Consider the following 20,659-nt stretch of genomic DNA (forward strand, 5'->3'; position numbering starts at 1 on the left):
AAAGATGGATAACTCGTATCCATCTTATCATCTTTTTTTGTTTAGTTGTTGACTAATTCTTCGACTTCATCACCATATTTAGAAAGATCGGCCGTTTTCATCTCATCCTCATTGGCATATTTCTTAACTAACGCGCTGGAACGAGGAATCGCTTGTAGTGTTCCGGCACCACCAACGCAGCCACCAGGACAACCCATACCTTCCAAAAGATAGCCATTCAAACGACCGGCTTTTGCCATCATCAACATGGTCTTGCAGTTTTTTAAACCTTCAGCCGCTTGCACTTTGACTTTTACATCTGGATGTTCTTTTTCAATCAATTCTTTTACAGAAGCGGCTACACCACCAGTGACCGCAAATTGACGACCTGCTTTGGTACCATCCGTAAATGGATCATCTACAGTAATCTGATCTAGATTGATACCTTTGGCTTGGAACATACCCATAACTTCTTCAAAAGTTAATACAAAATCAATATCACTACGAACGGAACGACGACTTGCTTCCAACTTCTTCGCTGCACAAGGACCAATAAAGACAACTTTTGCGTTTGGTTTACGCTTTTTGATCCAACGACCTGTTAATACCATTGGCGTTAATGCCATGGAAATATTCTTCGAAAATTGTGGGAATTCTTTCTTTGCCATAACAGACCAAGCTGGGCAACAGCTTGTTGCCATAAAATCTAAGTTTTCCGGAACATTTTTCATAAAATCTTCCGCTTCATCAATGGTACATAAGTCAGCACCAATAGCGACTTCGACAACATCGGCAAAACCTAAGTCTTTTAACGCTGTTTTGACTTTATCTGGTGTTACCTTTGGACCAAATTGACCTACGAACGCAGGGGCAATGGCGGCAATGACTTCATAGCCTTGTTTCATCGCATAAATGGTTTGGAAAATCTGTCCTTTATCAACAATGGCACCAAATGGACAATTGACCAAACATTGACCACAACTTACACATTTATCATAGTTGATCGTAGCTTTGCCGTTCTCATCCGAACTGATTGCATTCATACCACAGCTGGAAGCACATGGACGCTCCATCTTAATGATCGCATGATATGGACAAGCTTCGGCACAACGACCACATTTGATACAACCACTCTGATCAATGTGAGAACGTCCATTGACAATGGAAACGACTTTCTTTGGACATACTTCGGTACATTGATGAGAGAAACAGCCTTGACACATATCTGTGACAATGACTTTCTTTTCCGGACAAGCATTACAAGCAAATTTAATGATATTTACTAGTGGTGGTTCGTAATATTTTTCTGGTTGGATACCTTCTTTTACACCATCACTGACGACACCGGCTTCACTGACATCTCGAAGATTAAGCCCCATACCTAAACGTAGACGCTCACCAATGATGGCACGCTCTAGGAAGACATTTTCTTGATTTCCTGGTAAAATGTCGTAGGGAATCTGTTCCATTTGTTTTGCATAGTCTTCGTCATCGTTATATGCCATTTCGGCAATCGCTGCAAAGACCTTTCTGCGCGTATCTGTTACTGAATTGTATACTCCTCGCATAAATTTTTCTTTCACCTCAATATTTATCTTCTGTCTGTTAACATAATAACAAACTTGAGATGCTTTTAAAAGTGATTTTTTTCACAAATAATGTGCTACAATCTATACATGAAAAAAATTGTATGGGATTGGAACGGTACATTATTTAATGATTTGCATTTATGTTTTTCTTGTATCAATCGATTATTGGAAAATCATTCGCTACAACCACTACCAGATATTGATGCATATCGAAATGTGTTTGGTTTTCCTATTGTTGATTATTATCAACGAATTGGCTTTGATTTTAATCAAACACCATTTTCTGTATTAGCCAAAGAATATATGGAAGACTATCAATCCAAAAGTATGCATTGTTCCTTATATAGCGATGTCATGGAAACCATTGAAACCGTAGAAGAAAAGAAGACACCACAAGTTATCTTATCCGCCAGCAAGAAAGCCTTTTTAATGGCGCAAATTGAACAATTTTCTGTGAAGCAGCATATGGATGGTATATATGGAATCGAAGACATCTATGCACACAGTAAAGTAGAACTGGCACAAGCCTATCGCAAAGAGAATCCAAGGGATGAATTGTGGTTTGTCGGCGATTCAATCCATGATTATGAAGTCGCACAAGCTATCGATGCGCATTGTGTATTGGTAGCCAGTGGCCATCAGGCCAAGTCCACTTTAGAGCAGATGCCTGCACCCGTTGTGGATCAATTATCAGAAAGTTTGGAGTATATCTATGAAAGAGATTGAAGTATTAGAAAATGATGCCGGACAACGATTGGATAAATTCTTAATGAAGACGTTTCCTGATTTATCCAAGTCGATGATGTACAAGGGCATTCGTAAAAAGAAAATCAAAGTCAATCGTAAACGTTGTACATATGACCAAATGTTACAACCACATGATCATATTTTATTGTTTTTACCTCCCGATGTACTCAAAGAAAAAGAAAGAGAAGTGCCAAGTGCATCGACCCAATTGGATATTGTATTTGAAGATCAGAATCTTTTGATCATCAATAAACCTGCAGGATTATTGAGTCAATCGGATCAAAAAGAAAAACAAGATTGTGTCGTTTCCAGAGTACAGGCATATCTGTATCAAAAAGGAGAATATACCATGGCCGATCATAGTTTTGCGCCAACCATTTGTCATCGTTTAGATCGTAATACGGCCGGGTTGATCATTGCTGCCAAAAATGCAAATACCTTACGAATTATCAATCAAGCGATTGCCGAACGAGCCATCAAAAAACAATATCGTGCTTTGGTCAGTGGGACTTTTTTATTGGATTCCTTTCAAATGCATGGATACCTAAAAAAAGAAGGCACAAAAGCAATTGTCAAAGATAAACCTACACCAGGTTTTGCGGAAGCTTATATGGATGTGAAAACAATATCCAAAAAGAAAGATGCGACCTGGTGTGATATCCTTTTACATACCGGAAGATTTCACCAGATTCGAGCTATGATGGGACACTTTCATCATCCTTTGGTTGGTGATCATAAATACGGATACGAAGGCCCCGAAAAACAATATTCCTTGATTGCGTATCGATTGGATCTTCGTAACGTTCCCATGGAAATATCACAACGTATTTTTGAAATCTAAATCATATCTTCATTTTAGATGTCTATAGTAAAAATATGGACATCTTTTTTTATTTGTATTTATTCGCTATTGCGATCAATGACTGGCAAACCATGTATTTTTCCAAGTGGTGGGTGCTTCCATCTCTGGTCATACTGGGACTATTTTTTCCAGTGGATCTTGTTTCATCGTGTATGGGGACCTTCTTATTTGGTGGAATGTCGATCCTTCTTTATCATATCCATCACGATTGGATTGGAGTGGCTGATGTAGCCTATCTCAGTTATTTTGGCTTTCTTCTAGGCTATGAACGAATGACGATTGCCCTATTGATAGGCATCAGTATTGGCCTGGTTTATGCCTATATTCGAAAAGCTAAAACGATTCCTTTTCTAACTTGTTTAAGTCTAGGATGTTTGGTTGCTTGGTGGCATGGGTATGAACTCTTTTATACCATGCTTGCTCGAATCTGGATTCGATAGGTAAAGAAAACATAAGATGTTCTTGTGTTAATGGATGGACGCATTCCATCTGATAATTTTGCAGCATCAAACCTTGATCATCTTCTTTTTGACCATAAATAGGATCATTAAGGATAGGATGCGAAAGATAGGCACAATGCACGCGAATTTGATGTTTACGCCCTGTCAACAATGTCACATGTAAAAACGAAAGGGTTTGTGTCGCTTGTACGACATGAAAAAGGGTATGTGCTTCTTTCCCATGTGGATTTACGATCATGGCATTCGTATGTCGATTGCGACCAATGGAAAAATCTGCTTTTTTAATATGAGAAGGAAACGATCCTTTGACCAAACAACGATATTGCTTCTGGATGTTGGAAGACATAAACAAATGATTGAGCATCCCTTGAAAAAAAGGATTCTTACAAAATAAGACCAGACCACTGGTTTCAAAATCAATACGATGACAAGCTTGTGCTTTGTGAGGCCATCCACAATTATATAGATAGGCATTCACCCGATCTTGTAATGAATCGGTATGATTGCCATCATCATGGACTAGTAAAAAAGGTGGTTTATTGGCAACAAGTAGGATTTCATCTTCATAGACAATGGAAACGGAATCTTTTGTGGATAGGAACATATGATTTTCCAATGGAAAAACGATCGTGATCAATTGTTTGGCTTTATATTGGTTTGGTAAGTTGTATTGTGTGGCTTTTCTTTTCGACAGATGAAAAAACTGTATCAAGTCTTGATTAGTTCCATCTTGTTGAGGTATCAATTGCATTTGATAAGCGTCTAAATATGTAAAAAGAAAGTGATTCATAGATTCAGTATAGCACGGATGCGTGTTATAATTAGAATAGAAAAGGAGTGATTCGTATGCGTATTTTTAAATGTGATAAGTGTGGAAATTTGTATGAAATGATTGAACAAAAAAGTGGTTGTACACCTGTTTGTTGCGGTAGCCCAACACGGGAATTAAAAGCGGGCGAAGTCGATGCAGCTACGGAAAAGCATGTCCCTGTATTAAGTCAAGAAAATAATACGTTAGTCGTTAAAGTTGGCAGTGTACCTCATCCTATGCAAGATGTTCATTATATTATGAATATTTGGGCTGAATTTGAGGATGGCAGCATGGAACGTATTAGTTTAGTTCCTGGACAAGCACCAGAAACAACGATTGCTTTAAGAGGTCGTAAAGGACATGTAGTTGTATATGAATATTGCAACTTACACGGTCTTTGGAAAGCGGAAATGGATATTGCTTAGCTCTGTTATTAACAGAGCTTTTTCATGGGAGAGAATATGACATTTTTTGAAGATGGTTTTAAGAAAAATGGTTTAATTTGGTTGCGTTATATCTATTTTGCGTTCGTAGGCTGTCTGATAGGTGCCATCATTGGCTTGGCCGAAACAATCTTTTGTCTTGGATTGAATTGGATCTTTAAAATTCGGGTTGGACATGAAATGTCATTATTGATTGCCATGCCTTTTGTGGGCCTGTTGATCATTTTTATTTTTGTGAAATATGGTGGCCAAAGTAAAGAGGGAATGAATCTTGTTTTTAAAGTTGATCAAGGAAAGAGTCGTACCATCACCTATCGTTTAGTACCTTGTATGGTGCTTTCGACTTGGTTGACACATCTTGTTGGGGGAAGTGTTGGTCGAGAAGGTGTAGCCGTACAAATTGGGGCAACCTTATCGTATCGAATTGGAAAAAAATTGCCGTTTTCCATTCCTAAATCGATGTTATTGGAAACAGGTATTGCTGCCGGTTTTTCTGGTTTGTTTGGTACACCAATTGCCGCGGCATTCTTTGGCCTTGAAGTTTTAGTATCTGGGGCGATTCGTTATGAGGGATTATGTTCTGCATTAACAGGCTCGTTTATGGCAGCTTATATATCCAGCTTGTTTGGCATTCATGCGGAACAATTCGCATTGCCCCATGTATCCATTACGTTTTTCTTGATGTTACGGGTGATTCTTTTAGGAATTATATGTGCGTTCATTGGTATGTTCTTTTCGAAAAGTTTACAGTTCATGCGTAATAATTTAGCTAAGCTTTGGCCAAATCCGTATCAACGGATTTTTATCATGGGTATAATATGTGCAGGCTTATTAGCTCTTTTTGATCAGGGACGCTATAGCGGTTTAGGTGTTAATTTGATTGATGCTGCTATGCATGGTCAAACCATTTATCCTTGGGATTGGATCCTAAAATTAGTCATGACTGTACTTGTCTTAGCCAGTGGCTTCCAAGGTGGGGAAGTTATGCCGTTATTTTCCATTGGTACTTGTTTGGGCTATTGGATTGGCAGTTTAATAGGAATTCCACCAATGTTTGCAGCGGCTATGGGATATGCAGCTTTATTTGCCGCGGGTACAAATACCTTGTTGGCCCCCATTGCGATTGGTATGGAAATTTTTGGTACACAGTATTTTCTACCGATTTTTATTGTATGTGCTATTGCCTTTTTGTTGAATAAAAACCATTCCATCTATGTATTACAGCGAAATTTGCGCTTATAGTATGTAAACTCTTACAATTTAACTTAATTTATATACATTGATGGATTTTGTGTTATAATTTTTCTAGTAAATACTTAGTATTAGGAGGATGAGTATGGAAAAGAATAATATGCTCGCCATGATTTTAGCGGGCGGCCGTGGAACGCGTTTGAAAGATTTGACGGCTAAAAACGCGAAACCGGCAGTACATTTCGGTGGAAAGTATCGTATCATCGATTTTCCATTGAGCAACTGTGCCAACGCAGGTATCGATATTGTAGGTGTGCTTACACAGTATGAACCCGTTGAATTGAATGCGTATGCAGGTGCAGGACAACGTTGGGGTCTTGATACACGTGGTAGTGGCGTATTTGTGTTACCACCAAGTGAAAAAGATGGAACAAAATTTGATGTTTATCAAGGTACAGCTGATGCCATTACGCAAAATATTGATTTTATCGATCGTTTTGATCCAGAGTATGTTTTGGTTTTATCTGGAGACCATATTTACAAGATGGATTATGCGAAAATGCTTGCCTATCATAAAGAACATAATGCGGATGCAACCATTGCGGTATTGCCAGTTTCTTGGGATGAAGCAAGTCGTTTCGGAATTATGAATACAGACGATGATGGAAACATTGTTGAATTTGAAGAGAAACCAGCTAATCCAAAGAGCAATTTGGCAAGTATGGGTATTTATATCTTCAACTGGAAATTATTGCGTAAAGAATTGATTGCGGATACAAAAGTTGAAGGATCTAGCCATGATTTTGGAAAAGATATTATCCCTTCTTATTTGAATCAAGGAAAGAAATTGGTTGCATGGCGTTTTGAAGGTTATTGGAAAGATGTTGGAACCATTGATTCACTATGGGAAGCTAACATGGATTTGTTAAATAAGAGCAGTGAATTGAATTTAGATGATCCAAACTGGAAAATTTATACAGAAGATATTCCAGCTTTGCCAGAATATATCGGACCAAATGGAAAAGTAGAGCATTCATATGTTAACCAAGGCGCTGTTATTTTAGGCCATGCGAAAGATTCTGTTATTTCCAATGGTGTTACGATCGAAGAAGGCGCTACGGTAGAACAATCCGTATTATTACCAGGTGTTACGGTTGGTGCGGGTGCAAAAGTGTATAAGGCTTTAGTCGCTGATAATATCAAGATCGACGCCGATACAAAAGTTGGTTCTTTATCTAGTAAAGAAGTCACTTTAGTGGCTAAACATGTGAAGAAAGGTGGATAATTATGGCAAAAGCATTAGGTATCGTCGCATATAATGACTCCAGTGTATATGTAGAAGGAATGCAATCATATCGTCCTATTGCAGCCTTCAATTTTATGGGACGTTTCCGTATGGTGGATTTCCCTATGTCAAACATGACAAATAGTGGAATGGATAATATTCAAGTTTATATTAATGGAAATCCAAAACCATTATTCAAGCATATTGGTCGAGGTCGTCAATATAATATCAATGCGAAACATGGTAATTTGGAATTAGTGCCATTGTATAAAGAAAATATGACAGGTCGTATCACACCGGATGTTGAAACATATTATGAAAATTTACATAGTATTCAAGCATCCAATTGTGATTATGTGATCATTGCCCCTACAAACATTATTTATCAGGCTGATTATGCCGAACTTTTAGATCAACATATCGAAAGTGGTGCGGACATTTCTATTCTGTATCAAAATATCGATAACGCAAAAGAAGAATATATTGGATGTGCTACCGTACAATTGAATCGTCAAAAAGGTGTTGAATCATTATCACGTAATATGGGTAAATACAAAAATCGTAGTTTATCTTTAGAGACATACATCATGTCAAAAGAGATTTTTGTAAATGCTATCTTAGAAGCAAGAAAAACTTCGGCTTTATATTGGTTACGTGATATTGTTAATGATTTATGCAGTGAATTGGACGTTCGTGGTATTTCCTATCGTAATAAAATTTACTATGTATATGATTTAAAATCATTCTATCAAGCTAATATGGCTACATTAGAGCCAGAAAATATGAAACAGTTACAAAATTGGTCTGTATATACTCGTTCTTATGATTCAAGTCCAGCTATTTATCCAAATGGTGGAAATGCAACCAATTCATATATTTCAAATAGTTCTAAGATTTCAGGTACTGTTGTAAACTCGATTATTGGACGTGGTGCTGTTATCGGTAAAGATGCTGAAATTGAGAATTGTTTGATCATGCCGGAAGCAACTGTGGCAGCAAATGCACATTTGAAAAATGTGATCGTTGATAAATATGCGAATGTTACGCATAAAAAAGACTTAGAAGGTGAACCAGATAAACCTCTATATATTGGCAGAAGGGAGACTGTATAATGGCATCAATCTTGATGGTTGCCAGTGAAGCGTTGCCTTTTATCAAGACGGGCGGACTGGCGGATGTGGTTGGATCCTTACCACAAGCGTTATCGCAAAAAGGACATGAAGTAAAAGTCGTTATCCCACTATATCGTAAGATTTGGGAAAAATATCAAAGTGAATTATATTTTGATTGCGAGTATTCCGTATCCATTAATTATCATGAAGTTCCAGTTCGTTTGTATTCCAAGATGGAAGGAGATGTATGCTACTTCTTTATTCAACATCAAGGATATTTTGAACGAGATACTTTGTATGGTTATGATGATGATGGTGAGCGTTTTGCTTATTTCCAAAAAGCAGTTATTGAAATGCTGAATCAATTAAACTATTGGCCAAATATAATTCATTGTCATGATTGGCAAACTGGTATGATTCCTTGTATGGTCAAAGAAACGCATGATTCAGATCCTCGTTATAATGCGATTCGTTTTGTATACACGATTCATAATTTATTGTTCCAAGGTAACTTTGGACCAGAAATGTTAGATTCTTGTTTAGGATTACCATATTATTTGATGGAAAATGGAAATGTGAAATTTGATGGTGGTATTTCCTTTATGAAATCCGGTATTTTATATGCGGATAAAGTAACAACTGTATCACCAACATACTCACAAGAAATTTTAACACCACAATATGGAGAGCATTTGGAAGCTGTTCTAAACATGCGTAAATATGATTTGTGGGGTATCGTAAATGGTATTGATACGAAATCTTGGAATCCAAAGACAGATCCATTGATTGAATACAATTACGATAAGATCAATGTTCGTGTACAAAAGGTTAAAAATAAATTAGCTTTGCAAAAAGAATTAGGCTTAACACAAGACGAAGATGTCATGTTAGTTGGTTGTGTTAGCCGTTTAACCTGGCAAAAAGGTTTCTATCTATTGATGGAACAATTGGATGCTTTATGTGCAGCACCTATTCAATTAGTTATTCTTGGTACGGGAGAAGCGCCAATTGAAAACAAATTCCGTGATTTGGAGAACGGAAATAAAGGTAAAATCGTATTCTACAATGGATACAATGAAGAAATTGCCCATCGTGTTTATGCGGCAAGTGACTTATTCTTGATGCCAAGTCTATTTGAACCATGTGGTATTTCTCAGTTGATCTCACTTCGTTATGGAACCTTGCCATTGGTTCGTGAAACAGGTGGTTTGAAAGATACCGTTGATGCATACAATGAATATGAAAAGAGTGGTAATGGATTTAGCTTTGAAAAGTATGATTCTAACGATTTGATCAATGTCTTATATTATGCATGTGATGTATATTATAATCGCAAAGATGATTGGCAAATGCTTCAAACCAATGCCATGAATACAGATGTATCTTGGGAGAATAGCGCAAATACATATTCTTTGTTGTACAATGAATTAATGAATCAGTAAAAAGATAAATCGCTTACATAGTCATTTGAAAATACGAAATATGTATTGTTTTCTCAGGTAAAATGGATTAATATATTTATAGTTATTGAAGTAGGAGGAAATATCATAATGAAACAAATTACTGTAACTGTAGTAGATCCAGTAGGACTTCATGCACGTCCTGCAACGGTAGCTGTTAATGCAGCTTCTAAATTCAAAAGTGAAATTAACATCGCTTTTAAAGGACGCGAAGTAAACATGAAATCAATCATGGGCGTTATGTCTTTAGGAATCCCTACACAGTCAGAAATTACAATTAGCTGCAATGGTGAAGATGAAGATGCTGCTATCGCTTCTATCGAAGAAGTATTGCGTGCACAAAAAATCATCGACTAATTGAATGAAATAAAAAGGCCACGAAAAGTGGCCTTTTTTTATAAATGAAAACGATTTCATATGCTATAATAAACGTAGCATGGAGGGAAGTATATGTCTTTAGTAGAAGAAAGATATGAAAAATGGGTACATCATCCCAATCTAGATCCTCGCTATAAAGATGTTTTAGCAAACATGAGCGAAGAAGAGAAAAATGATGCGTTTTATACAACGATTGAATTTGGCACAGCCGGTATGCGTGGACTATTAGGCCCAGGAACGAACCGTATCAATATTCACACGATTCGTAAGGCTACACAAGGTTATGCAAACTACATTAAAAAGAATGGGGAAGAAGCTTGTAAAGCCGGTGTTGCGATTGGTTACGATAACCGCCACATGTCTCGTGAATTAGCTTTTGATTGCGCGGATTTGTTGGCCAAAAATAATATTGCTTCTTTCGTTTATGATTCTTTACGACCAACACCTATGTTGAGTTTTGCCGTTCGTTACAATCATTGTTTCGGTGGTATCATGATTACAGCTAGTCATAATCCAAAAGAATACAATGGTTATAAATTGTATGATAATAAAGGTTGTCAATTGGTTCCTGCATTGGCCGATGCGGTTATTACCGAAGTAAATGCGATTGAAGATGAATTAGCCATTGATGCCAATTGCACAGAAGAACAAAAGAAACTCGTCACAGTCATGGGTGATGATGTCGATCAAGATTACTACAAACATGTATTAAGTATTCAATTAAATCCAGACGTGAAAAAAGATATTAAAATTGTTTTCTCACCTGAACATGGTACAGCCAATATTCCAGTTCGTGACATTTTTAAAATGACTGGCTATACTTGCATTCCAGTTGAAGAGCAATGTACACCAGATCCAGACTTTTCTTGTACACCAACACCAAACCCAGAACAACCAGGTGCTTATGAATTGGCTTTGAAATATGCCAAAGAAAATGATGCAGATTTGATCTTGGTTTGTGACCCAGATGCTGACCGTATGGGCGTTGGGGTAAAACACAACGGCGAATACGTTGTAATGACAGGTAACCAATCTGGTTCTGTGGAAATTGAATATATTTGTTCACAATTGGTTGCACAACATAAAATGCCTGAACATCCAGTTATGTTCAATACCGTTGTAACTAGTGACTTAGGTGAAAAAGTAGCAGCGGATTATGGTGTTGAAACCGAAAAAACATTGACGGGATTTAAGTTCATCGGTGAAAAAGTAGCTAAATATGAAGTGACGCATGAAAAGAACTATGTATTTGGATATGAAGAATCATATGGATCCTTAGTAAAACCATTTGTTCGTGATAAAGACGCACCACAGGCCTTGTTGATTTTAGCTGAAGCTTGTGCATTCTATAAACAACAAGGAAAAGACTTAGTTGATGTATTAGAGGAATTGTATCAACGTCATGGTACATATGAAGAATCACAAGTTGCATTGACTTTATCTGGCGAAGAGGGTGCAAAACGTATCCAAAAGATCTTATCGGATCTTCGTGCTGAAGCACCAAAAGAAATTGCTGGCGTAAAAGTTGTAAAGAGCGAAGACTTCCAGACGCAGAAGATCTATGAAAATGGAGAAGAGAAACCATTGGAAGGCTTCACAAAATCCAATGTCTTGAAATATTTCTTGGAAGATGGAAGCTGGGTTGCTGTTCGTCCAAGTGGTACAGAACCTAAATGCAAGTTCTATTATTGCATTAAGGGTACCGACAAAGCCGATGCTCACAAAAAAACAGAAATGGCACAAAAAGCCATGTCGGAATTAACCGGTGCATAAACATAAGAAAAGGGGCTGTAACAAATAGATGAATTTTCGGATTTATCTAGGAGCGGAAGCTCCTTCTTTTATTTTTGTCAGTCTGCCAGGCTCTGCTTTTTATACGATAATGAAAAAATGCCAATTTTTGAGCGCATTAAAACTACTTGCTCATATCTGGCATTTTTTGGTTTGTATAGTAGATGTTAGGAATGGTTTTTTTGATTGGTTTTCTGTTTATGCATTTTATGTGTATGATATTTGCGCAGATCATGACCGATTGAAACAAGCAGAAGCTCCAATTTGACCATGGTTTCATAGTCTGTCATATTCCTGGTCCTGCTTGATCTGTCCGAATATCCCTTCTGCCGGGATGCTCTGCTGTTTCAACAGTTCCTGCCCCGTTTCCGTCCGCAGATTTTCTCTGACCTCGATCTGCATCTCGGCCAGCTTGTCGGTCCTCTGCAGGGTTCTTCCGTGTTTGGATCGCGTACACTGTGACCGCAAAGGACATCCTTCACAATGTTCATTGCGATAGAACTGGATCGTTCTCGGATATCTGCCTTTGACAGATTCTTTTGTCTGTTCCAGCGTGAATGCATGTGTCCCTGCGGACAATAGATATTGCCTTCTTCATCCGGCTTCATCCTATAGCTCCTGAACCGGTTCTTGTCCGTGACCTTTTCCTCTTCTTTGTGCATGGTATGTATTTCACATATAGTTCGATATCATGTTCCTGTCCAGGGTATCGGTTATCTCTGCCAGATATTCAAAGGAAAATTCCTTGAGGATGGAGAAGCGGTAAGGCAGTTCTTCTTTTTTACAGTATCGATTGAGGCTTTACAGACGGTCCATGATCCGGATCCATTGTTCATCCATACGAAGGTCATCTTGTTCGCATTGGCTTTGAACCTAGTGCCATCAATATAAAGAATGTCCGCATCGATGGTATCGTTCTTTTCAAAATAGCGGTTCAGATCATAGAAGATCTCTTCGATGGAAATCTTGAGGTCATCATGGATGAAACGATGAAAAGCCATATGGGAAGGTGTCTGACCATCCATGATAAATTGAAAACGGATGTCATAGCGGCAAAGAGAGGCAAGCTTTCGCAAAGAGACATAGCCATTGAGAGCAAAAGCGAGAAGAACACATTGGAGCATATTCACACTGTCATACCCATGCGAATTTCGATGAGAGAGATCGAAATATTTTAATGGATTGATCGTTTCTACGACCTCTTTCACGGTTCTGGAAATAGCATCATCAGGGATAGAATCTTCGTAAACAAAACGCAAAGGGAATTGAAATGACGGTTGAATTGCGTTAGAAGGTATTTTGACACAACAAAATTATACCAAAAAGGCCGATGGCGATGAACAACAGTTCAAAACCATCGGTCTTTTTTATGAGCTAATTGACGATAACTCGTTACAGCCCTTTTTTTACTTTTGATAATGAATGCTTTCTAAGAAATGCTGGATACGAACACAAGCTTCTTTGATATGATTCAAACTATAAGCATAGGAAATACGTATAAATCCTTCACCATGTTCACCGAATGCATTGCCAGGTATACAAGCTACATGTTCTTTTTCTAGAAGCTCATTGCAGAATGTTTCACAATCCATACCGGTTTTGCGGATATCAGCAAACACATAGAATGTACCATGTGGCATATTGGTATGAAGGCCCATCGCATTTAAACGATTTACTAATAGATTTCTTCGATGGAGATATTCTTCTCGCATCATTTCCACATCTGGATATCCATTCTTTAAAGCCTCAATAGCTGCATATTGACTGGTGACAGGAGCCGACATAATGATATACTGGTGGATTTTGGTGATGGCTTTGGATACTGGTGCATCGGCTAAGATGTATCCCAAACGCCAGCCTGTCATCGCAAAAGCTTTGGAAAAGCCATTAATCACAATGATTTGATCACGAACTTCATTAAACTGAGCTAACGAAGCAAATTTTTGATCAAAACTCAATTCGGCATAAATTTCATCGCTGACAACATAAATACCACTTTCTTTAATAATTGGTACTAATTTTGCATAATCATCATACGTCATAACGCCACCGGTAGGATTGGACGGGAAGTTAATGATCATTGCTTTTGTCTTATCGGTGATGGCTGCTTGTAAATCTTCGGGTTTTAATTTAAATTCATTTTCTTTGGTTAAAACAATGGGAACACATACACCACCAGCTAATGCAACAGCTGGTTCATACGCAACATAATTTGGATCCATTACGATGACTTCATCACCAGGATTCAAAAGGGCACGCATCGAAATATCAATACCCTCACTTCCACCGACAGTGACTACGATCTCTGTTTTCGGATCATAATTTTGGTCGTAATGTTCGTGATGAAATTTTGCGATTTCTTCGCGCAATTCCAATAAGCCTCGATTGGCTGTATAGTGTGTTTTACCATCAGCTAATGATTGCATGGCTGCCTGACAAATATGCCATGGCGTGGCAAAATCAGGTTCGCCTACACCAAGTGAAATAACGTCGTCCATGGTAGACGCTAAATCAAAAAATTTACGAATGCCACTTGGTTTCATTTGTTCGACAACGGTTGAAATTGGTTTCATTATGGTGTCACGACCAATCTATCCGTATCGTCATCTTTAATGGATTCTATCAATACACCCGATGTTTTATATTGTTTTAAAACAAATAAAGTTTTAGTAGAAATCACACCTTCGACACAAGCAATACAATCCGAAACAAAGCGAGCCACTTCAAACATCGTTTTGCCTTCTACCAAACACAGAAAGTCACAATCACCACTCAATAAATACATAGTGGTGACTTCGGGATAATTCGCAATGAGCATCGCTGTTTGATCATATCCTCGATTTCGTTGTGGAGAACAAGATACTTCGATATAAGCCATTACCTTTTCATTTCGTTGGGCGCGATTGTAGTTGATGACTGTATGATAACCGCAAATGATCTTCTTATCTTCTAATTCTTTGATCTCGTTTGAAACATCGTCTACATCTTCATTTAAGATATCAGCTAGATCTTGTGGACGTAAACGAGCGTCTTTTTCTAACAAGTCTAATAATTGATTTTGATTCATAAAAACCTCCTTGGAGACATTCTATCATGAATTGAAAAAAGGTGATAGTTATAACGATAATGAAAGCGGTTTAATGCGTTGTGAAACGATTGACAAACAAGGTGTCATTTTCTATAATATTGATGATTGATTAAAGGAGGAATTACTGATATGACAGTAAAAGTTGCAATCAACGGTTTTGGACGTATTGGACGTTTGGCATTCCGTCAAATGTTTGGTGCTGAAGGGTATGAAGTAGTAGCTATCAACGATTTGACTAGCCCTGATATGTTAGCATATTTGTTGAAGTATGATACTACACAAGGAACTTATGCATTAGCAGATACAGTTTCTGCTGGTGAAGGTTCAATCACTGTTGATGGAAAAGAAATCACAATTTATAAAGAAGCTGACGCTTCTAAATTGCCTTGGGGTGAATTAGACGTAGACGTTGTATTGGAATGCACTGGATTCTACACTTCAAAAGCAAAAGCACAAGCTCATATTGATGCAGGTGCAAAGAAAGTCGTTATCTCAGCTCCAGCTGGATCTGATTTGAAGACAATCGTTTACAATGTAAACCACAAAACATTAACTCCAGAAGACAAGATCATTTCTGCTGCATCTTGTACAACAAACTGCTTAGCTCCTATGGCTAAAGCATTAAATGAATTGGCTCCAGTTAAAGCTGGTATCATGTGCACAATTCACTCTTACACTGGTGACCAAATGACTTTGGATGGTCCACAACGTAAAGGCAACAAACGTCGTAGCCGTGCTGCTGCTCAAAATATCGTTCCAACTTCTTCAGGTGCTGCAAAAGCCATCGGATTGGTTGTTCCTGAATTGAATGGTAAATTGATTGGTGCTGCACAGCGTGTACCTACTCCTACAGGATCTACAACTTTGTTAGTTGCTTCTGTTGAAGGAAAAGTAACCGTTGATGAAATCAATGCAAAGATGAAAGCTTCTGCAACTGAATCATTCGGATACAACGAAGACGACATCGTATCTAGCGATATCGTTGGTATGACTTATGGATCATTGTTTGATGCAACACAAACAATGGCAGTAGATATGGGTGACGGAACTACTCAAGTACAAGTTGTTTCTTGGTATGATAATGAAAACTCATTTACTAGCCAAATGGTTCGTACAATCAAATACTTCTCTGAATTAGCTTAATTGATTTTGAGATGAAATGAGCACTCTTCGGAGTGCTTTTTTTGTTGGATTGAAAAAAACGGTGATTTAGAGTATCCTTTAAATACGCATAGAGAGGAATAAATCATGGCGATCAGACAAAAATTATCCGATGAAGATCGTGACGAATTGACAAAAGATGTCAATGATCTAGATAAAGTCTATTTAGAAAAGATGAAAAAAGACGGAATGGATCCCAAATGGATGGAACAATTCCGTGATTTATCTTTAGAAATGGACAAACATAAAAATGAGAAATAGGGAGTGAAAAGAATGAAGCTATACAATAGTTTGACACAGAAAATAGAGACATTGGAACCTATTGTTCCAGGCGAAGTTTCTATGTATGTGTGCGGCCCTACCGTATATAACTATCCACACGTAGGGAATGCCCGGCCTATCGTTGTTTTTGATACATTGAAAAAGGCTCTGGAAGTGCAGGGCTTAAAAGTAAAATATGTAAGCAACTATACAGACGTGGATGATAAAATCATTCATGCTGCTATCGAAAACAATGTGAGCGAAAAAGAAATTACAGACAAATATATTAAAGCCTATGCCCAAACAAGAAGTGACTTACATGCCGATCAACCAGATGTTACCCCACGTGTAACGGAAACCATGGACCAAGTCATTGCGTTTATTCAAAAGCTGATTGATGAAGGAGCTGCCTACCAAGTTGATGGTGATGTATATTTTCGTGTAAGTGCCGATTCGAAATACGGAGAATTATCCCATCAGAACAGTGAAGATTTAATGGTTGGTGCTCGCATCGATGAAAATGATAAAAAAGAAAATCCATTGGATTTTACCCTTTGGAAAGCAACAGATGAAGGCATTCAATGGGATACCCCATGGTCCAAAGGACGTCCAGGTTGGCATACCGAATGCGTAGTCATGATCCAAGATGTATTCAAAAAACCATTGATTGATATTCATGGAGGTGGATTGGATCTAAAATTCCCTCATCATGAAAATGAAATTGCCCAATGCGAATGTGTCAATCATACCCATCTAGCGAATATGTGGGTACATAATGGTATGATCAACATCAAAGATGATAAGGCATCGAAGTTTGAAAAAATGTCAAAATCCATTGGTAATGTGCAATGGGCTAAAGATTTAATTGCTGAATATGGTGGCAACACTATTCGATGGATCTTGATCTCCACCCATTATCGTGCACCATTGAATCTATCCAATGAAAGTTTTACGACAGCACAAAAAGAATTGGGTCGAATTGAAACAGCGTATCGTCAGGCACAAGTAAAACTACAAATAGCCGATGCAAACAAAAGTGATGAAGTAGATACCACTTTGTGGCAGTCCTTTTTGGATGCATTAAATGATGATTTAAATACACCAAATGCGATTTCAACAGTATTTGAAGCGGTAAAACAATTGAATCAATCTTTGCGTACACGTCAAATGGATACCGATAAGGTGAGTATGCTCTTAAATACCGTTGAAAAAATGTTGTATGTCTTAGGTATTGAATTTGAACCTGTCGTTCTAACAACGGAAGATAAAGAAACATATCGAGCATGGCGGGAAGCTGTCAAAGCCAAAAACTTTGATGTAGCCGATACATATCGTGCCAAACTACAAGCTAAAGGAATTCTCTAATGGAAATTGTGCATCAAAATGCGATCAGTTTGGCTTGGATGGGGGATGCCATCATGACCATGTATGTGCGTAAACATTTCTTACTAAAGGGCATTCAAAATCCACATAAATTGCAGCGTATGAGCGCCAAGGTTTGTTCCGCCAAAGGTCAATCCGTCATTTTGGATACCTTGATCCAAGAAGATTTCTTTAATGCGGATGAAAAAGAAATTCTTCGCCGTGGGCGAAATGCATCACCCCATACCAAAGCAAAAAATGCGACGAGTGAGCAATACATGAAAGCAACCGCATTGGAAGCTTGTCTCGGGTATTTATACTTATATGATCATGCCGAAAGATTAAATGTATTGATGGATCGGATTATTCAATTAGGAGATCAATTATGATAGTTTATGGGAAAAATGTCTGGACAACGCTTTCGCAATTTCCAGATCAAATTGAAACCATTTATGTGCAACAAGGAATGAAAGATAAAAAGCGTATTGCGCAGATTGAACAATCCAATATCCCCTATCAATGGATGAATCGCAAACAACTGGATCGTATCGCTCAGAATTCACATCACCAAGGTATTGTATGTGAAGTGAAAGAAATTCCAACGGTTGAATTAGAATCCTTGATTCATCCAAATGGTTTGCTCGTTGCTTTAGATGGAATTCAAGACCCTCAAAATGTGGGAGCTATATTGCGTACCTGTGATTGTGTGGGTGTGGATGGAATGATCTTGACCAAACACAAAAGTGCCGGCTTGACCCCCTCTGCCATTAAAGCAAGTACAGGAGCGGCTTATACTGTACCAACTTGTATTGTCAATAATTTGACAAATACGCTGAAAACCTTAAAAAAACAAGGCTATTGGATCATTGGCACGGATATGGAAAAAGCACGAGACTATCGAGAAGGAATTTACGATGTTCCTATTTGTTTGGTCATTGGTTCAGAAGGTAAGGGCATGAGCCCTTTGGTCAAGAAACAATGTGATTATGTAGTGAAATTACCAATGGAAGGTTCAATCACTTCTCTAAACGCAAGTGTTGCCTGTGGCATTTTGCTTTACCAAATTCATAGTCAAAGACATCCTCTGTAATATTTTTTGCTCAAAAAGGAGCAATATGAAAATAAATATTTATGAGTTGATTTATTATTGTTTTATGAATGATGAAGAAGCCTTTTCTGCTTTGATCGAAGCATTTCGACCAATGACAGTTTCTATCATTCAACATCGCTTTCATACTCGTAATCGTATGGACTATTTACCACTTTCGGATTGTGTATTGTATGAATGCTTGCAACGCTGTCGAATCGATCGATGGCAATTTCTAAAATCATTTTATAGTCGTGCCTTAGAGAATCGGTTGATTGATGCCATTCGGATGGAACAAACACATTCCATTCAGAATTATTATCCGGTTTTTCATTTGGATCAATCTGTTCGTGAAGATATTGAACATTATGCATCCGATCTCATTGCTGATCCTAAAATGCATATTCATGAAGATGTCATGGTCCATATACAAAAAGATTATTTATATGAATTGATGGATAAAAATTTCACCAAAGAGGAATTGGATATTTTAATTTTGAAGCAACAAGGCTATTCCACTCATGAAATTGCGCAACAATATCAGTATTCTGTTCGAAAAATACGTTATATTCTAAGAAAAATCAAAAAATGGGTCCAGGTACATTGACAAATTTTTCAATTCAATGGTATCTTATGAAAGTTAGGAGTGAAATCATATGGCAGATAAAGTGATTTTGGTTTGTACCGAATGTTTATCAAGAAATTATGTCACACCGAAAAATAAGAAAACAAATACAAAACGTTTAGAAATTCGAAAATATTGTCCAAAGTGTGGAAAACACACGTTGCATAAAGAAACGAAGTGAGAAGATATGGCAAAAGAAAAGAAAGAAAAAAAAGGTTGGGCATATTCCCCGGCGAATGTCATGCGAGAATTAAAAAAAGTAAAATGGCCAAGTGTAAAACAACTTTCAAAAGATAGTTTATTGGTTATCGTCTTTACTCTTTTGTTTGGACTTTACTTTTTTGTGTGTGAAATATTATCAACTGGTTTAGTTTCTAAGATTGTTGGAAAGTAGGGAGTTTGAATGGCAGATACAGACTTAAAAAAAGAATGGTATGTAGTCAATACATATGCCGGACAAGAAAACCGGGTCAAAGAAAATTTGGAACGTCGTATTAATACGATGGGTTTACAAGATAACTTATTTCAAATTGTAGTTGCTGAAGAAAAAGAAATTGAATATAAAAATGGAAAACCTGTAGAGAAGACCAAAAATTTGTTCTCTGGTTATTTATTAGTACAAATGATCATGTCGGATGAAGCTTGGTTTGCGGTTCGTAATACACCAGGGGTAACTGGATTTATTGGTTCCAGTGGTAAAGGTGCCAAACCATTCCCTGTGCCACAAGAAGAAATCGATTCGGTATTACGACGTTTAGGCAATCAAGATCTAAATGTTGCGGTAGATTTCCAAGTTGGTGATACCGTTCAAATTTTAAATGGTCCATTTAAAAATTCAGAAGGTACCGTTGAAAGCATGAATGAAGAGAAAAAAGAAGCAACGGTATTATTGATTTTATTTGGTCGAGAAACACCTACCGATATTGCGTATCAAGATTTAAAGAAAGTCGAGTAAGACTTTCTTTT

At 37.6% G+C, this 20,659-nt stretch carries 26 protein-coding genes; 20 read left to right on the forward strand and 6 right to left on the reverse strand.

From position 1 onward, the window contains the following. Window positions 1–41: 41 nt before the first annotated feature. A complete protein-coding gene (locus tag EDX97_RS02520) occupies window positions 42–1,547 on the reverse strand; it encodes a 4Fe-4S dicluster domain-containing protein (protein ID WP_128519611.1) in 1,506 nt (501 codons plus the stop codon). A gap of 108 nt (window positions 1,548–1,655) precedes the next feature. On the opposite strand from EDX97_RS02520, the gene EDX97_RS02525 reads away from it, so the two are divergent. The 3 genes from EDX97_RS02525 to EDX97_RS12195 are packed head-to-tail and all read left to right on the forward strand — an operon-like array spanning window position 1,656 to window position 3,617. Next, the gene (locus EDX97_RS02525) at window positions 1,656–2,294 is read left to right on the forward strand and encodes an HAD family hydrolase (protein WP_183164237.1); all 639 of its coding nucleotides are present in this window, start codon (window positions 1,656–1,658) and stop codon (window positions 2,292–2,294) included. Beyond that, entirely contained in the window at window positions 2,281–3,156 is an 876-nt protein-coding gene (locus tag EDX97_RS02530) for a pseudouridine synthase (RefSeq protein WP_128519613.1), read from the forward strand. Before EDX97_RS02525 ends, EDX97_RS02530 begins: the two co-directional genes overlap by 14 nt. Window positions 3,157–3,191: 35 nt before the next feature. After that, complete coding sequence (locus EDX97_RS12195) at window positions 3,192–3,617, forward strand: prepilin peptidase (protein ID WP_128519614.1); 426 nt, start codon at window positions 3,192–3,194, stop codon at window positions 3,615–3,617. Here the strand turns inward: EDX97_RS12195 and EDX97_RS02540 are convergent. Then, window positions 3,511–4,428 carry an RluA family pseudouridine synthase gene (locus EDX97_RS02540; RefSeq protein WP_128519615.1) on the reverse strand — a complete coding sequence of 306 codons (918 nt, stop codon included), beginning with the start codon at window positions 4,426–4,428 and terminating at the stop codon, window positions 3,511–3,513. The genes EDX97_RS12195 and EDX97_RS02540 overlap by 107 nt on opposite strands. A gap of 56 nt (window positions 4,429–4,484) precedes the next feature. Between EDX97_RS02540 and EDX97_RS02545 the strand changes: the two genes are divergently transcribed. The 8 genes from EDX97_RS02545 (at window position 4,485) to EDX97_RS02580 (ending at window position 12,377) form a co-directional block, all read left to right on the forward strand. Then, entirely contained in the window at window positions 4,485–4,874 is a 390-nt protein-coding gene (locus EDX97_RS02545) for a desulfoferrodoxin family protein (RefSeq protein WP_128519616.1), read from the forward strand. A gap of 36 nt (window positions 4,875–4,910) precedes the next feature. Then, the gene (locus EDX97_RS02550) at window positions 4,911–6,134 is read left to right on the forward strand and encodes a chloride channel protein (RefSeq protein WP_173445834.1); all 1,224 of its coding nucleotides are present in this window, start codon (window positions 4,911–4,913) and stop codon (window positions 6,132–6,134) included. 94 nt (window positions 6,135–6,228) lie between these two features. After that, the gene (locus EDX97_RS02555; RefSeq protein WP_128519618.1) at window positions 6,229–7,368 is read left to right on the forward strand and encodes a glucose-1-phosphate adenylyltransferase; all 1,140 of its coding nucleotides are present in this window, start codon (window positions 6,229–6,231) and stop codon (window positions 7,366–7,368) included. A gap of 2 nt (window positions 7,369–7,370) precedes the next feature. Further along, the gene (glgD, locus tag EDX97_RS02560; protein ID WP_128519619.1) at window positions 7,371–8,480 is read left to right on the forward strand and encodes a glucose-1-phosphate adenylyltransferase subunit GlgD; all 1,110 of its coding nucleotides are present in this window, start codon (window positions 7,371–7,373) and stop codon (window positions 8,478–8,480) included. Beyond that, entirely contained in the window at window positions 8,480–9,922 is a 1,443-nt protein-coding gene (glgA, locus tag EDX97_RS02565; protein WP_128519620.1) for a glycogen synthase GlgA, read from the forward strand. Before glgD ends, glgA begins: the two co-directional genes overlap by 1 nt. A 108-nt stretch (window positions 9,923–10,030) precedes the next feature. After that, a complete protein-coding gene (locus EDX97_RS02570; RefSeq protein ID WP_128519621.1) occupies window positions 10,031–10,297 on the forward strand; it encodes a phosphocarrier protein HPr in 267 nt (88 codons plus the stop codon). Window positions 10,298–10,390: 93 nt separating this feature from the next. Then, window positions 10,391–12,091, forward strand: a complete 1,701-nt coding sequence (locus EDX97_RS02575) for a phospho-sugar mutase (RefSeq protein ID WP_128519622.1) — start codon at window positions 10,391–10,393, stop codon at window positions 12,089–12,091. Window positions 12,092–12,119: 28 nt separating this feature from the next. Next, window positions 12,120–12,377 (forward strand): hypothetical protein, encoded by a 258-nt coding sequence (locus EDX97_RS02580; protein ID WP_128519623.1) that lies wholly within the window; start codon window positions 12,120–12,122, stop codon window positions 12,375–12,377. Between the two features lie 8 nt (window positions 12,378–12,385). Here EDX97_RS02580 and EDX97_RS02585 read toward each other — a convergent pair whose 3' ends face one another. The 4 genes from EDX97_RS02585 to EDX97_RS02600 form a co-directional block, all read right to left on the reverse strand. Continuing rightward, on the reverse strand, window positions 12,386–12,688 hold the full coding sequence (locus EDX97_RS02585) for a transposase (RefSeq protein WP_128519624.1): 303 nt from the start codon (window positions 12,686–12,688) through the stop codon (window positions 12,386–12,388). A 134-nt stretch (window positions 12,689–12,822) separates the two neighbouring features. After that, window positions 12,823–13,368, reverse strand: coding sequence for a transposase (locus EDX97_RS02590; RefSeq protein ID WP_183164238.1), 546 nt, complete (start codon window positions 13,366–13,368; stop codon window positions 12,823–12,825). A 147-nt stretch (window positions 13,369–13,515) separates the two neighbouring features. Then, window positions 13,516–14,682: a pyridoxal phosphate-dependent aminotransferase gene (locus EDX97_RS02595; protein ID WP_128519626.1), complete on the reverse strand. Its 1,167-nt coding sequence runs from the start codon at window positions 14,680–14,682 to the stop codon at window positions 13,516–13,518. Continuing rightward, window positions 14,682–15,176, reverse strand: coding sequence for an Lrp/AsnC family transcriptional regulator (locus EDX97_RS02600; protein WP_128519627.1), 495 nt, complete (start codon window positions 15,174–15,176; stop codon window positions 14,682–14,684). Before EDX97_RS02600 ends, EDX97_RS02595 begins: the two co-directional genes overlap by 1 nt. A gap of 150 nt (window positions 15,177–15,326) precedes the next feature. Here EDX97_RS02600 and gap point away from each other — a divergent pair, with 150 nt between their 5' ends. The 9 genes from gap to nusG all read left to right on the forward strand — a co-directional run bounded on the left by gap (window position 15,327) and on the right by nusG (window position 20,648). Continuing rightward, entirely contained in the window at window positions 15,327–16,340 is a 1,014-nt protein-coding gene (gap, locus tag EDX97_RS02605) for a type I glyceraldehyde-3-phosphate dehydrogenase (protein ID WP_128519628.1), read from the forward strand. Window positions 16,341–16,445: 105 nt separating this feature from the next. After that, a complete protein-coding gene (locus tag EDX97_RS11660) occupies window positions 16,446–16,619 on the forward strand; it encodes a hypothetical protein (RefSeq protein WP_173446873.1) in 174 nt (57 codons plus the stop codon). 12 nt (window positions 16,620–16,631) lie between these two features. Next, complete coding sequence (gene cysS / locus EDX97_RS02610; protein ID WP_128519629.1) at window positions 16,632–17,984, forward strand: cysteine--tRNA ligase; 1,353 nt, start codon at window positions 16,632–16,634, stop codon at window positions 17,982–17,984. Further along, the gene (locus tag EDX97_RS02615; RefSeq protein ID WP_128519630.1) at window positions 17,984–18,370 is read left to right on the forward strand and encodes a Mini-ribonuclease 3; all 387 of its coding nucleotides are present in this window, start codon (window positions 17,984–17,986) and stop codon (window positions 18,368–18,370) included. Before cysS ends, EDX97_RS02615 begins: the two co-directional genes overlap by 1 nt. Beyond that, entirely contained in the window at window positions 18,367–19,071 is a 705-nt protein-coding gene (rlmB, locus tag EDX97_RS02620; protein ID WP_128519631.1) for a 23S rRNA (guanosine(2251)-2'-O)-methyltransferase RlmB, read from the forward strand. The genes EDX97_RS02615 and rlmB overlap by 4 nt, the downstream gene beginning before the upstream one ends. Window positions 19,072–19,096: 25 nt before the next feature. Further along, window positions 19,097–19,675: a sigma-70 RNA polymerase sigma factor region 4 domain-containing protein gene (locus EDX97_RS02625; RefSeq protein WP_128519632.1), complete on the forward strand. Its 579-nt coding sequence runs from the start codon at window positions 19,097–19,099 to the stop codon at window positions 19,673–19,675. A 49-nt stretch (window positions 19,676–19,724) separates the two neighbouring features. Beyond that, on the forward strand, window positions 19,725–19,874 hold the full coding sequence (gene rpmG / locus EDX97_RS02630; RefSeq protein WP_128519633.1) for a 50S ribosomal protein L33: 150 nt from the start codon (window positions 19,725–19,727) through the stop codon (window positions 19,872–19,874). A 6-nt stretch (window positions 19,875–19,880) separates the two neighbouring features. Further along, window positions 19,881–20,087, forward strand: coding sequence for a preprotein translocase subunit SecE (gene secE / locus EDX97_RS02635; RefSeq protein WP_128519634.1), 207 nt, complete (start codon window positions 19,881–19,883; stop codon window positions 20,085–20,087). 9 nt (window positions 20,088–20,096) lie between these two features. Next, window positions 20,097–20,648: a transcription termination/antitermination protein NusG gene (nusG, locus tag EDX97_RS02640; protein WP_128519635.1), complete on the forward strand. Its 552-nt coding sequence runs from the start codon at window positions 20,097–20,099 to the stop codon at window positions 20,646–20,648. Window positions 20,649–20,659: the final 11 nt, after the last annotated feature.

It is taken from the genome of Absicoccus porci (genome assembly GCF_003725415.1).
Classification (GTDB): Bacteria; Bacillota_I; Bacilli_A; order Erysipelotrichales; family Erysipelotrichaceae; genus Absicoccus; species Absicoccus porci.

Bases quoted from the DNA above. Each gene is read 5' to 3' on its own strand.
- EDX97_RS02525 (WP_183164237.1), top strand. From the start codon at position 1,656: ATGAAAAAAATTGTATGGGATTGGAACGGTACATTATTTAATGATTTG.
- EDX97_RS02580 (WP_128519623.1), top strand. From the start codon at position 12,120: ATGAATTTTCGGATTTATCTAGGAGCGGAAGCTCCTTCTTTTATTTTT.
- glgA (WP_128519620.1), top strand. From the start codon at position 8,480: ATGGCATCAATCTTGATGGTTGCCAGTGAAGCGTTGCCTTTTATCAAG.
- EDX97_RS02545 (WP_128519616.1), top strand. From the start codon at position 4,485: ATGCGTATTTTTAAATGTGATAAGTGTGGAAATTTGTATGAAATGATT.
- rlmB (WP_128519631.1), top strand. From the start codon at position 18,367: ATGATAGTTTATGGGAAAAATGTCTGGACAACGCTTTCGCAATTTCCA.
- nusG (WP_128519635.1), top strand. From the start codon at position 20,097: ATGGCAGATACAGACTTAAAAAAAGAATGGTATGTAGTCAATACATAT.
- EDX97_RS02570 (WP_128519621.1), top strand. From the start codon at position 10,031: ATGAAACAAATTACTGTAACTGTAGTAGATCCAGTAGGACTTCATGCA.
- cysS (WP_128519629.1), top strand. From the start codon at position 16,632: ATGAAGCTATACAATAGTTTGACACAGAAAATAGAGACATTGGAACCT.
- EDX97_RS02540 (WP_128519615.1), bottom strand. From the start codon at position 4,428: ATGAATCACTTTCTTTTTACATATTTAGACGCTTATCAAATGCAATTG.
- EDX97_RS02625 (WP_128519632.1), top strand. From the start codon at position 19,097: ATGAAAATAAATATTTATGAGTTGATTTATTATTGTTTTATGAATGAT.
- EDX97_RS02615 (WP_128519630.1), top strand. From the start codon at position 17,984: ATGGAAATTGTGCATCAAAATGCGATCAGTTTGGCTTGGATGGGGGAT.
- secE (WP_128519634.1), top strand. From the start codon at position 19,881: ATGGCAAAAGAAAAGAAAGAAAAAAAAGGTTGGGCATATTCCCCGGCG.
- EDX97_RS02530 (WP_128519613.1), top strand. From the start codon at position 2,281: ATGAAAGAGATTGAAGTATTAGAAAATGATGCCGGACAACGATTGGAT.
- gap (WP_128519628.1), top strand. From the start codon at position 15,327: ATGACAGTAAAAGTTGCAATCAACGGTTTTGGACGTATTGGACGTTTG.
- rpmG (WP_128519633.1), top strand. From the start codon at position 19,725: ATGGCAGATAAAGTGATTTTGGTTTGTACCGAATGTTTATCAAGAAAT.
- EDX97_RS02595 (WP_128519626.1), bottom strand. From the start codon at position 14,682: ATGAAACCAATTTCAACCGTTGTCGAACAAATGAAACCAAGTGGCATT.
- EDX97_RS12195 (WP_128519614.1), top strand. From the start codon at position 3,192: ATGGACATCTTTTTTTATTTGTATTTATTCGCTATTGCGATCAATGAC.
- EDX97_RS02600 (WP_128519627.1), bottom strand. From the start codon at position 15,176: ATGAATCAAAATCAATTATTAGACTTGTTAGAAAAAGACGCTCGTTTA.
- EDX97_RS02555 (WP_128519618.1), top strand. From the start codon at position 6,229: ATGGAAAAGAATAATATGCTCGCCATGATTTTAGCGGGCGGCCGTGGA.
- EDX97_RS02550 (WP_173445834.1), top strand. From the start codon at position 4,911: ATGACATTTTTTGAAGATGGTTTTAAGAAAAATGGTTTAATTTGGTTG.
- EDX97_RS02520 (WP_128519611.1), bottom strand. From the start codon at position 1,547: ATGCGAGGAGTATACAATTCAGTAACAGATACGCGCAGAAAGGTCTTT.
- EDX97_RS02575 (WP_128519622.1), top strand. From the start codon at position 10,391: ATGTCTTTAGTAGAAGAAAGATATGAAAAATGGGTACATCATCCCAAT.
- EDX97_RS11660 (WP_173446873.1), top strand. From the start codon at position 16,446: ATGGCGATCAGACAAAAATTATCCGATGAAGATCGTGACGAATTGACA.
- glgD (WP_128519619.1), top strand. From the start codon at position 7,371: ATGGCAAAAGCATTAGGTATCGTCGCATATAATGACTCCAGTGTATAT.